This window comes from Thioclava sp. UBA3469 (assembly GCF_002378135.1).
GTDB classification, from domain to species: domain Bacteria; phylum Pseudomonadota; class Alphaproteobacteria; order Rhodobacterales; family Rhodobacteraceae; genus Thioclava; species Thioclava sediminum.
On the sequence record NZ_DFRG01000228.1, the window covers coordinates 1 to 10,885 of the forward strand.

General features: G+C 64.2%; 11 protein-coding genes. 5 read left to right on the forward strand and 6 right to left on the reverse strand.

Going from position 1 to position 10,885, the window contains the following annotated elements:
- The 5 genes from B3D39_RS16490 to B3D39_RS16510 form a co-directional block, all read right to left on the reverse strand.
- Nucleotides 1-734: aldose 1-epimerase family protein (locus B3D39_RS16490; RefSeq protein ID WP_286789897.1), on the reverse strand; the 734-nt coding region annotated here is incomplete at its 3' end.
- 541 nt (nucleotides 735-1,275) lie between these two features.
- On the reverse strand, nucleotides 1,276-1,737 hold the full coding sequence (locus B3D39_RS16495; protein WP_274963779.1) for a hypothetical protein: 462 nt from the start codon (nucleotides 1,735-1,737) through the stop codon (nucleotides 1,276-1,278).
- Nucleotides 1,730-3,685, reverse strand: coding sequence for a DNA topoisomerase IV subunit B (parE, locus tag B3D39_RS16500; RefSeq protein ID WP_274963780.1), 1,956 nt, complete (start codon nucleotides 3,683-3,685; stop codon nucleotides 1,730-1,732). The genes B3D39_RS16495 and parE overlap by 8 nt, the downstream gene beginning before the upstream one ends.
- A 122-nt stretch (nucleotides 3,686-3,807) precedes the next feature.
- Complete coding sequence (locus tag B3D39_RS16505; RefSeq protein ID WP_146673461.1) at nucleotides 3,808-4,143, reverse strand: hypothetical protein; 336 nt, start codon at nucleotides 4,141-4,143, stop codon at nucleotides 3,808-3,810.
- Between the two features lie 219 nt (nucleotides 4,144-4,362).
- A complete protein-coding gene (locus B3D39_RS16510; RefSeq protein WP_078539834.1) occupies nucleotides 4,363-5,022 on the reverse strand; it encodes a glutathione S-transferase family protein in 660 nt (219 codons plus the stop codon).
- Nucleotides 5,023-5,161: 139 nt separating this feature from the next.
- Between B3D39_RS16510 and ppk2 the strand changes: the two genes are divergently transcribed.
- The 5 genes from ppk2 (at nucleotide 5,162) to B3D39_RS16535 (ending at nucleotide 9,638) form a co-directional block, all read left to right on the forward strand.
- Complete coding sequence (ppk2, locus tag B3D39_RS16515; protein ID WP_078519781.1) at nucleotides 5,162-6,175, forward strand: polyphosphate kinase 2; 1,014 nt, start codon at nucleotides 5,162-5,164, stop codon at nucleotides 6,173-6,175.
- Nucleotides 6,176-6,267: 92 nt separating this feature from the next.
- Nucleotides 6,268-6,870, forward strand: a complete 603-nt coding sequence (locus B3D39_RS16520; protein ID WP_078569549.1) for an SAM-dependent methyltransferase — start codon at nucleotides 6,268-6,270, stop codon at nucleotides 6,868-6,870.
- A gap of 262 nt (nucleotides 6,871-7,132) precedes the next feature.
- Nucleotides 7,133-7,576, forward strand: coding sequence for a c-type cytochrome (locus B3D39_RS16525; protein ID WP_078519779.1), 444 nt, complete (start codon nucleotides 7,133-7,135; stop codon nucleotides 7,574-7,576).
- A 6-nt stretch (nucleotides 7,577-7,582) separates the two neighbouring features.
- Entirely contained in the window at nucleotides 7,583-8,179 is a 597-nt protein-coding gene (locus B3D39_RS16530) for a cytochrome b/b6 domain-containing protein (RefSeq protein WP_274963806.1), read from the forward strand.
- A 100-nt stretch (nucleotides 8,180-8,279) separates the two neighbouring features.
- Nucleotides 8,280-9,638, forward strand: a complete 1,359-nt coding sequence (locus B3D39_RS16535; RefSeq protein ID WP_078604015.1) for an MATE family efflux transporter — start codon at nucleotides 8,280-8,282, stop codon at nucleotides 9,636-9,638.
- Here B3D39_RS16535 and B3D39_RS16540 read toward each other — a convergent pair.
- Nucleotides 9,635-10,846, reverse strand: coding sequence for a UbiH/UbiF family hydroxylase (locus tag B3D39_RS16540; protein ID WP_078569546.1), 1,212 nt, complete (start codon nucleotides 10,844-10,846; stop codon nucleotides 9,635-9,637). The two genes, B3D39_RS16535 and B3D39_RS16540, sit on opposite strands and share 4 nt — an antisense overlap.
- Between the last annotated feature and the right edge of the window lie 39 nt (nucleotides 10,847-10,885).

Genomic DNA, 10,885 nt, shown 5'->3' on the forward strand with positions numbered 1-10,885 from the left:
CACGGCTCAACGCAGATATAGGGCGCACCGGGTTTCTGCCACAGGGCGAGATTGGGCAGGTTGGAAAAGCGGAAATCGAGCACCGGCGCCCCGTCGGCGAAGTAGCGCAGCCCGTCGCCCGCGCCTTCGGGGAAGATCATCGCATCGTCCTCATACTGCGCCGGATTGAGGGTCAGCGCGCCCGCCGTGAAGGGCGAGGGCATCCGCGCGCGCCCCAGCATCCCTTCCGCGAGCCGCGCCAAGGCAGGCTCCGCCCCGTTGCTCAGCTCGATCCGATGCGGGCCGGTCGCGCCGGGCAGCGGCCAGCGGAACGCGGGGTGAAAGCCGAAGGAAAACGGCATCTCCCGATCGCCCATATTGCTGACTGTGGCGGTGACGCTCAGCTCCGCCCCCACGACCTCGTGGACGATCTCGAGACGGAATTCGAACGGATAGGCCGCGGTCTCCTGCGAGGGTTCGAGCAGGTGGCAGCAGCGGCTTTGCGTCAGCTCGGTCACGCGGAAGGGCAGGTTGCGGGCGAAGCCGTGCTTGGGGATTGCGTGGGGCGTGCCGTCGATCGTCACCCCTTCGGGCGCGGGAAGGCCGACGATGGGGAACAGGATCGGGGCCTGCCCGCTCCACCAGGCCGGGTCGCCCTCCCAGAGCAGCTCCTGCCCCTGATAGCTCAGCCCCTGCATCTCGGCGCCCAGATCGGCGATGGTGACGCTGAGGCTTTGGGACGAAATCTGGGGCATGTGTCGGGATCCGAAGGCTGTGACGTGTCGCGCCTTGGTATCGCGCCGCCGGAGATGATCCAAGCCCGTGTCCGTTTCGTGCCAAGCGAGGGGGGAGCGTCCGAGCCTTGGGGTGAGCCGCGTCTCGGAAGGCTTCCAGCGGAAGCCTTCAGTGGCGAACGCGCCGCGCGTCGCGGCGCAGGGGGCGCCTTGCTGTCGGTTGGTTTGGGCGGTTTATCTAGCAAGTCCGGAGGACGGGGAGGCTGTGAACTGCATCGCCAATGCGCCCTCCCGGGGGGAGGGGTGAGCCGGGAACAGGGGCCTTCCAGTGGAAGGACGCCCCGGAGAACGCCCGGAGCGCGAGCGGAGGGCCGGACGGGCGCGTGTGATGAGAGATGAGGGCAGCGCCCGACCCTTGGGTGGGCGCTTCGCTGTCGTTTGGTTTGAGCGGTTTATCTCGCAAGCCCGGAGGGCGGGGAGGCTGTGGGCTGCATCGCCAATGCGCCCTCCCGGGGGGGAGGGGCGGGCGCTGCCCGGGCTGGTCGCCCGGGCGGGACACTGACTATTCAATTTCACTGAAAGACAAATATGGCATGAACTTCTTGAAGATCTCGCCAAGCTGATTTGTGAGCCACTTAAGTTCATCGTACTCACAGTCGATATGTCTTGAACGTTCTTCACCGGGCTCTAAGCCCTCGCGTGCCGAGTGGTGCATTTGCATCTTGGTTGCACGTGTTCGGATTTCTTCGAGGTAATCGCTAAGTTCTTTTCCAAGGAGAAATCTCGCGCGTTGGCAAGTGTCGAAGTATCGCGCCAGTTCATCATCGGGCACTTTGCCGTTACTCAAGATCGCAGAAAGGAATGCTTGAGTTTCCCTGAAGATGTCCCATCGGCGACCAAAGAGCTTCTCGCGCAGTGCCGCGCGGTTCACCCGCCACTGTTGCCAAGCGACATAGGCAACGATTCCCGCGATCAAGGTTGGACCGAGCGCCTTGAGGTACTCGGTCCAATGCAGTTCAAACATCCAGCTCCTCCACGAACTGCGCGTTCTCCTGAATATACTGGAACCGCAATTCGGGCTTCTTGCCCATCAGACGCTCCACCAGATCGCCGGTCTCGTTCGGCTCGTCGTCGTGGATCGTGACCCGGATCAGCTTGCGCGTGTCGGGGTGCATCGTGGTTTCTTTCAGGTCCTTCGCGTCCATCTCGCCCAGACCCTTGAAGCGCTGCACGTCGATCTTGCCTTTGCCGCCCAGACCCTTCTCCAGCATCGAGTCCTTCTCGGCGTCGTCGGCCACATAGACGCGCTTGGCCCCTTGGGTCAGACGATAGAGCGGCGGGCAGGCCAGATAGAGGTGCCCCTGATCGATCATCGGGCGCATCTGGGTGAAGAAGAAGGTCATCAGGAGCGAGGCGATGTGCGCGCCGTCGACATCCGCGTCGGTCATGATGATGATCTTGTCATAGCGCAGATCGTCGACGTTGAACTTGGTGCCGAGGCCCACGCCGAGCGCCTGCGTCAGATCGTTGATCTCCTGGTTCGAGCCGAGCTTGGAGCTTGCCGCGCCCAGCACGTTGAGGATCTTGCCGCGCAGGGGCAGCAGCGCCTGGTTCTTGCGGTCGCGCGCCATCTTGGCCGAGCCGCCCGCCGAGTCGCCCTCGACGATGAACAGCTCCGTGCCCGAACGGTTCGTGGCCGAGCAGTCGACGAGCTTGCCGGGCAGGCGCAGCCGCTTGGTGGCCGATTTACGCTGGGTCTCTTTCTCCTGCCGGCGCTTGAGGCGTTCTTCGGCGCGCAGCACGAGGAAATCTAGGATCGCCCCTGCGGATTTCGTGTCCGAGGCCAGCCAGTTGTCGAAGTGGTCGCGCACAGCGCCTTCGACCAGACGCTGCGCCTCGACGGTGGCAAGGCGGTCTTTGGTCTGGCCTACGAATTCCGGCTCGCGGATGAAACACGAGACCAGCGCGCAGCCGCCGGTGATCAGGTCGTCGCGGGTGATCTGCGCGGCCTTCTTGTTGTTCACCAGCTCGCCATAGGCGCGGATGCCCTTGAGGATCGCAGACCAGAAGCCCGCCTCGTGGGTGCCGCCTTCGGGGGTGGGCACGGTGTTACAGTAGGACTGGATGAAGCCGTCGCGCGACGGCGTCCAGTTGATCGCCCATTCGACCGAGCCCGGCACGTTGAACTTTTCGCGGAACTCGACCTTGCCCGAGAAGGGGCGGTCGGCATAGGTGCTCGCGCCGCTCAGCGTCTCGGTCAGGTAATCGGCGAGGCCGCCGGGGAAGTGGAACGTGGCCTCGGTCGGGGTCTCGCCGTCGTCGACCTCGGATTTCCAGCGAATCTCCACGCCCGAGAAGAGATACGCCTTCGAGCGCACCATCTTCAGCAGGCGGGCGGGCTTGAAACGGTGATGGCCGAAGATCTGCTCGTCGGCATGGAAGGTGACGGTGGTGCCGCGACGGTTGGGCGCCGCGCCGATCTTCTCGACCGGACCTTCGGGGATGCCGCGCGAGAAGCGCTGTTCATACAGTTCCTTGTTCTTGGCGACCTGAACGACCATCGAATCCGATAGCGCGTTGACCACCGAGGCGCCCACCCCGTGCAGACCGCCCGAGGTCTCGTAGGCGTCGCCCGAGAATTTGCCGCCCGCGTGCAGCGTGCAGAGGATGACTTCCAGCGCGGATTTGCCGGGGAATTTCGGGTGCGGGTCGATCGGGATGCCGCGCCCGTTGTCGCGGATGACGACGGAATGATCGGCGAGCAGCTCGACCTCGATGCGGTTGGCGTGACCGGCCACCGCTTCGTCCATCGAGTTGTCGAGCACCTCTGCCACCATGTGATGCAGCGCGCGCTCATCCGTGCCGCCGATATACATGCCGGGGCGTTTTCGCACGGGTTCGAGACCTTCGAGCACCTCGATCGAGGAGGCGTCATAGGAATCGGTCTGGGGCGTCAGAAGATCGTCGGCCATGCTGCTCGCTTTCTCTTGTAGTTTTCTAAACAAGAGATACCGCAGGTTGGGGCGGAGGAGCAAGAAGACCCCACCGCCCCGATCCGCTTCGAAAGCCCCACACCCCCGAAAACGTCCGGCCCTTACGCGACGCGCGCCATGAGCAGCATCGACCCCACCGCCATCGCGATACCGAAGACTTCCCGCAAGGCGAGTTTTTCACCGAACAGGACGACTCCCATCGTCACCAGAGCCATCAATGTGAAAAGCGCCGAGGCCACGCCCGTTTGTGCCAGCGACACATGCCGCAAGGCCAGAAACCAACCTGCTGCCGAAGCGGCGTAAAGCACGCAACCTAGGAAGACAGACGGCGAATGCAGCGCGTGACCTTTATCAACGGCGGATTTCAGAACGAAATCTCCCGCGATCACGATCAGCGTCGCACCCAAACACAGGCTGTATCCAAGCAAAGCAGACATGGTTACCTCGAACCCTCTTCACCCCGACAAAATGACGTAAGGGAAGCTGTATTGCTAAGAGGAATTCACCCCGCTGCGGAAAACCCGACCACTTGGTCAGGGAGACCTGACTGAAAGGCGAAGTTGGGTTGAGCGCCTGCCCATCGCTTGAGCAGAGCGCGTATCCGCGCCGTCTTCGCATACACCTTTCGAATTAGGCGCGACGCGAGGTTCGCCGAATCAAACCGCCTCGGCTTCGCGCTTCTCCCACATCGCGCGGAAGGCTTTGCGGCTCTGGCACAGCTTGATCCAGCTTTGCAGGCGCGGGTAGGGGGCGAGGAAATCCGGGTGGTCCTGTCCGTAGCGCAGAACCTCGGCCAGATTGAGATCGGTCACGGTGAACCGGCCGCCCACGATATGGCTATGCGTCTCCAGATGGGTCTCGAGCGTGGTCAGCGGTCGGGCGAGCTTCGAGCATAGAGAAGCAATCTCGGCCTTGCCCTCGGGCGTGTCCTGCTCCTTGCGGCGATAGACGAAGCTGAGCGCGAGCGCGTCGGTCTCGATCCAGGTGGCGGCGAAGAGCGCCCATTGCTCCATTTGCGAGAGCTCGCGCTCGTGCGCAGGGGCGAGCGGCCCTCCCGCCTTGCGTGCGAGATGCAGGTTGATCGCGAGCGACTCCGTCAAGATAAGCCCGTCTTCCTCCAGCACCGGGATCGCGCCCATCGGCGAGAGCTTGCGAAATTCGGGCGAGCGGGTGTTGAGCGGAACCTCCGGCGCGAGCGGATCCTTGAAACGGTTCGCCTGCACGACTCGGCGCAGACGGAACGGCAGGCCCAACTCCTCGAGCAACCACAGCGCCCGGCTCGCCCGCGAATGATAGTTGCCGTAGATCGTGATCATGTCCGTTCCTTCGTTTCGCTCGATTTTGTGGCGTTTTTGCCGCCGGAGGCCCAGCAGACACGGGTTTTTGATGCGTATCAAGGCACATCACGCGGGATTGCGCGATGCTCCGCAAGGTTCAGCCAACGGAGGGATACGCATGAAAGATCAGCTCATGAGCGACGCGACGAAACCGGCCAAGGCCGCAGCCGGGAAGGCAGAGGCTGTCGTCAAGCCGATCGATCCCGCCGAGGCGCATCCCGCGATCACCCCGCCAGAGCCGAAGGCGACCGGCCCGAAGAGCTTCCCGCGCGTCGATCCCAGTGCGGTGCGGCTGGCTTTCGAGACCGGGAAATACCCCTACAAGCGCAAGATGGCGCGCGCCGCCTATGAGAAAGAAAAGGCGGAGCTTCAGGCGGAGCTGCTGAAGGTCCAGAAATGGGCGCAGGAGAGCGGCGAAAAATTCGTGATCCTCTTCGAGGGCCGCGACGCGGCGGGCAAGGGCGGTACGATCAAGCGCTTCACCGAACATCTCAACCCGCGCTTTGCCCGGGTCGTCGCGCTCAACAAGCCCTCGGAAGAGGAACTCGGTCAGTGGTATTTCCAGCGCTATGTCGAGCATCTGCCGACCGCGGGCGAGATGACCTTCTACGATCGCAGTTGGTATAACCGCGCGGGTGTGGAGCGCGTGATGGGCTTCTGCAAACCCAACGATTACCTCGAATTCATGCGCCAGACCCCGGAACTGGAGCGTATGTTCGTGCGCTCGGGGATCCGGCTTTACAAATACTGGTTCTCGGTCACCCGCGAGGAGCAGCGCCGCCGCTTCCAATCGCGCGAAACCGATCCGCTCAAGCGCTGGAAGCTGTCGCCGATCGATCTGGCGAGCCTCGATCGCTGGGACGATTACACCGAGGCGAAAGAGGCGATGTTCTTCTACACCGACACCGCCGATGCGCCATGGACCATCGTGAAGTCGAACGACAAGAAGCGCGCGCGGCTGAACTGCATGAAGCATTTCCTGTCGACGCTGGACTATCCCGACAAGGATCCCACGATCGCAACGCCGCCCGATCCGCTGATCGTGGGCCATGCGAGCCATGTCGTGCATTCGTCCGAGCATATTCTTGGCGCATCTCTTCATCCCGATCAGCGCCGCGTGACCAAATCCTGAGCATGTGATTGCCGATGGCGATTTCGGTGACCGGTGGGGCTTGTCCCTCCGCCGGTTGCATTCCATGTGAAAGGTAACAACCGGAGGAGAGCATGGGCTGGAACGAAAGATTCGCCGGAGAAGAGTATCTCTATGGCACGACCCCGGCGGATTTCGTGGCGCGTCAGGCATGGCGTCTCGCTCCGGGGGCGCGGCTTCTGAGCATCGCTGACGGCGAAGGTCGCAACGGCACCTATCTCGCCAGCCTCGGAGTGCAGGTCACAGCCCTCGAGCCGTCGGAAAACGCGCGCCGCAAGGCCGCTGAACTGGCGCAGGAGCGGGGCGTGTCGATGCAGACGATCGACGCCGACCTGCGTGGCTACGATTGGCCGCGCGGGGAATATGACGCCGTTCTCGCCTGTTTCATCCAATTCGCCGATACCGCCTTTCGCGCAGAGATTTTCGATGGGATCGCGACCGCGCTAAAACCGGGCGGGCTCGCATTGATCCACGGCTTCGCGCGCCGCCAGCCGCGCTACGGGACCGGCGGGCCGGGGGTCGTGGAGCAGCTCTACGATCTCGATCTCCTGCGCGACGCCTTCCCGCGCTGGGAGGTGCTGCATCAGGCCGATTACGATGCCGATCTCGACGAGGGCGCGGGCCATTCCGGACGCGCCGCCCTGATCGATTTCGTCGCCCGCAAACCCGAGCGGTGATTCCGCAGATTTCGGCATAAAGTCAGGGTTTGGCGCGGCTTATACGCGGGGTGCCTGACGTTCCGTCGCGATTTAAGTGCGATTTCTAGGCGATTTGCGCGTTCGAACGGCAATAGGCCGGAACCTGCCTAAGACCCGGTGCCTCCCTATCGTCCCGGTAGGGGAAATGTGTGCCTGCGCACATAGGAGTGTCTTCGGATTGACACGAATGCGTGTAACCTCAAACCTGTACGTTTCTTGCCATCGCAGATTGGAGTTCCACATGCGTAAGCCTCTCCTCGCCCTGACCTTCACCCTCGCCGCCAGTGCCGCTTTCGCGCAGTCGCCCAAAGACGCTGTCGAAGCGCGCCAAGGTTTCTTCGATTTGCTCGGCGCCCAGATGGCCGTGCTCGCGCCGATGGCGCAGGGCAAGATGGACTTCGACGCAGCCAAGGCACAGACCGCCGCCAACAACATCGCGGCGCTCGCGAAGGTCGATATCTCGCCGCTCTTCGTCGAAGGCACCTCGGTCGACGACATGATGGAGACCCACGCGAAGTCGGAAATCTGGTCGAACATGGACCTGTTCATGGAAAAGGCGGACGCCCTCCATCAGGCCGCGGCGGAAATGCCCGATGCGGCGGGCAGCCTCGAGACGCTGCAGCCGGCGGTTGGCAAGCTCGGCGGCACCTGCAAGAGCTGCCATGACGAGTTCCGTTCGAAGTAACGCAGAATGAAAGACACCGCCGCCTCCCCCGCGAAGAAAACCGTCACGGTCTGGGACCCTGTCGTGCGTCTGTTCCACTGGCTTCTGGTGCTGGCCTTTGGCGCCGCCTGGGGCCTCGGGGAATGGGGGCCGAACCAGATGACGTGGCATTTCTATGCCGGCTACGCGATCGCGGGGCTGCTGGCGGTGCGTCTGATCTGGGGGTTCGTGGGGTCGCGCACGGCGCGGTTCTCGCATTTCCTCTATGGACCCAAGGCGGTGGCGGATTATCTTCGCCACCTGCCATCCAAGGAAAGCTCCGGCCATGTCGGGCATAATCCGCTGGGCGGCTGGTCGGTTCTCGTGATGCTCGGGCTGCTGATCGTGCAGGTCGTGACCGGGCTGACCTCCGATCCGCAGGATTACATCAACGTCGGTCCTCTTGCGGGATCCGTGCCGGAAAGCATCAGCACGAGCTGGGCGCCGAAAATCCACGAATTCGTGGCGACCCTGCTGCTGATCGTCGTTGGAATCCATATCGCGGCCATCGTCTATTACCGGACGTGGAAGGGTGTGAACCTCGTGAAGCCGATGATCACGGGTAAGAAAGAAGTAGGCGAGTAACCGCTCTCTTGACCGCCGCGTCGGGCGGGGCTAGCGCTCGCCCATGACGAGCACCGATCCGCATCAGAGCGCGCCACCGCCTCAGCCGCAAAACCAAGCGATGCCGCTCGCCCGCCATGTGCGGGCGATCTTCACTTTGGGTCTGCCGCTGATCGGCTCCAACCTCGCGCAGATGCTGCTCAACGTGACCGATACGGTGATGGTGGGCTGGTATGGCGTCGAGGCGCTGGCGGCGCTGGTGCTGGGTACCTCCTATTTCTTCTCGATTTTCATGCTGGGCAACGGGATCGCGCTTGCGGTGATGGGGCGCGTCTCGGCGAGTCTGGGCGCGGATGACGAGGTACAGGCGCGGCGCGACACACGAATGGGGATCTGGCTGTCGATCCTGTTCGGGCTCGCGATGCTACCGGTCTTCTGGAATTCCGGCGCGGTGCTGGAGATGCTGGGTCAGAAGCCCGAGATCGCGGCGCTCGCACAGGATTACCTGCGCATCCTCGGCTTCGCCCTCGCTCCCGGCCTCGCGATGATGGTGATCCGCTCGTACCTGTCCGCGCAGGAGCGAACGGCGGTGCTGCTCTGGATCACGCTGGGGGCTGTCCTGCTGAATGCGGGCGTCAACTGGATCCTGATCTTCGGCAATTGGGGCGCGCCGGAACTGGGTGTGCGCGGCGCGGCCATCGCTTCGCTGAGCGCGATGGTGCTGAACCTCGTGGCGCAGGCGATCTATGCCGCGCGTGCGCCGGGCCTGACCCATATCCGGCTGTTCCAGCGCTTCTGGCGACCCGATTGGGAGGCCTTCTGGATCGTCGCGAAAATGGGCCTGCCGGTGGGGCTGACCTCGGTGGCGGAAGGCTCGATGTTTCAGGCCTCGGCGCTGATGATGGGCTGGATCGGCACGATCGAACTCGCCGCGCACGGGATCGCGCTGCAGGTCTCCTCGATCACCTTCATGGTGCATGTCGGCCTGTCGAACGCCGCCACCGTGCGGGCGGGCCGGGCGCATGGGAAGCGTGACCCGCGCCTTCTGCGTGACGGGGCGCGGGTGGTGACAGGGCTTTCCGTGGGCTTCGGTCTTCTGACGGTGGCGGTCTTCGTCTTCGCCGGTCCTTGGCTCACGCGGCTGTTTCTCGATGCAGACAATCCCGCCACGCCAGAGATCGTCCTCTATGGCGTGCGCTTCCTGATGGTCGCGGCGATTTTCCAGCTCTTCGACCTGATGCAGGTGATGGCGCTGGGCCTGTTGCGCGGCGTGCAGGATACGCGCGTGCCGATGTGGATGGCGGTGGCGAGCTATTGGCTGATCGGTATCCCGGCTAGCTACTTCCTCGCCTTCACGCTGGATTTCGGCGGCGTCGGGCTTTGGCTCGGCCTCGTGCTTGGCCTTGCCTCCGCGGGGGCGATGATGATGCGGCGGTTCTGGCGCGGGCCGTGGTTGCAGCCGCGCCAGTCAGTCGCTTAACGTACGCCGAGCCCCGCCTTCATCAGCGTCTTGCGCACCGGCCCGAGCGAATAGAGCGCGCCCAGAACGCCTGCGCGCAGGTCGCGCAGGGGCTGGGCTTCGACCATCGAGGCGCGGTTGAGCAGATCGATCCCCACCTCGCGCGCCTTCACCTCCGGCCAGCGGCGACGGTGGTAGGCGTCGAGCATCTTCGCCTCGCCCAGATGCACCGGGTCTTCCTCGGCCAGCTTCAGAAGGCAGGCGAGATCGGCGAGGCTCATGTTCAGCCCCTGCGCGCCGATCGGCGGAATGACATGCGCAGCCTCGGCGATCAGGGCCACGCGCTGGCCCGAGAACCGATCCGCGATCTGCGTCATCATCGGCCAGACCGCGCGGCGGGTCTCCAGCTTCAGCGGCCCGAGAAGCCCGGTCGAGCGTTCCATGATCGCCGCTTCGAATTCTTCCGTGGGCAGCGTGGCGAGGCGTTCGGCCTCGGCGGCGCGTTCCATCCAGACGATCGCGGAAGAGGGCTTGCCGTCACGATCAGGCAGCGGCACCAGCGTGAACGGACCGCCCGAGCGGTGGATCTCGGTCGAGACATTGTCATGCGGGATCGGGTGGGTGACCGCGAAGGCCAGCGCCTTCTGGCCATAGCGGATCGTCTTGACGCCAAGCCCCGCCGCTTCGCGCACGAAGGAATTGCGGCCATCGGCCCCGATCACGAGACGCGCGCGCACATGGGTGCCGTCGGACAGCGTCACCTCGGCACCGCTTTCGCGGGTCACGAGGCCGGTCGTTGCGACGCCGGGGCGGAAATCGACGAGCGGGTTATCGGCCAGCGCGGCCACCAGCTCGCGGCGCAGCAGCCAGTTCGGGAAGTTCCAGCCGAAGGGTTCGTCGGACAGATCCGCCGCGTCGAAATCACGGGTCAGGCGCGCGGTCGGGCTTTCGCCGCCCGCATCCACAATCCGCATGATCTGCAGCGGTGCGGCATAGGGCAGGAGCCGATCCCAGATCCCCGCAGCCTGCAGCACCTCGCGCGACGGGCGCAGGAACGCGGTCGAGCGCATATCCGCCCCCTCTGCCGCCTCTTCCGTGACCGGCGGCGTGGGGTCGACGCAGATCGTGGTGAAGCCCGCCTGCCCGAAGGCTGCGGCTGCCGTCAGACCGGCGACGCCGCCGCCGGAAATCAGGATATCGGTGTCGATGGGTGTGCGGGTCTCGGCCATGGGGCGCCTCCGTCAATGTCCGTGCCACTTTGCCCTCCG

Bases quoted from the DNA above. Each gene is read 5' to 3' on its own strand.
- B3D39_RS16495 (WP_274963779.1), bottom strand. From the start codon at position 1,737: ATGTTTGAACTGCATTGGACCGAGTACCTCAAGGCGCTCGGTCCAACC.
- parE (WP_274963780.1), bottom strand. From the start codon at position 3,685: ATGGCCGACGATCTTCTGACGCCCCAGACCGATTCCTATGACGCCTCC.
- B3D39_RS16505 (WP_146673461.1), bottom strand. From the start codon at position 4,143: ATGTCTGCTTTGCTTGGATACAGCCTGTGTTTGGGTGCGACGCTGATC.
- B3D39_RS16510 (WP_078539834.1), bottom strand. From the start codon at position 5,022: ATGATCACGATCTACGGCAACTATCATTCGCGGGCGAGCCGGGCGCTG.
- ppk2 (WP_078519781.1), top strand. From the start codon at position 5,162: ATGAAAGATCAGCTCATGAGCGACGCGACGAAACCGGCCAAGGCCGCA.
- B3D39_RS16520 (WP_078569549.1), top strand. From the start codon at position 6,268: ATGGGCTGGAACGAAAGATTCGCCGGAGAAGAGTATCTCTATGGCACG.
- B3D39_RS16525 (WP_078519779.1), top strand. From the start codon at position 7,133: ATGCGTAAGCCTCTCCTCGCCCTGACCTTCACCCTCGCCGCCAGTGCC.
- B3D39_RS16530 (WP_274963806.1), top strand. From the start codon at position 7,583: ATGAAAGACACCGCCGCCTCCCCCGCGAAGAAAACCGTCACGGTCTGG.
- B3D39_RS16535 (WP_078604015.1), top strand. From the start codon at position 8,280: ATGCCGCTCGCCCGCCATGTGCGGGCGATCTTCACTTTGGGTCTGCCG.
- B3D39_RS16540 (WP_078569546.1), bottom strand. From the start codon at position 10,846: ATGGCCGAGACCCGCACACCCATCGACACCGATATCCTGATTTCCGGC.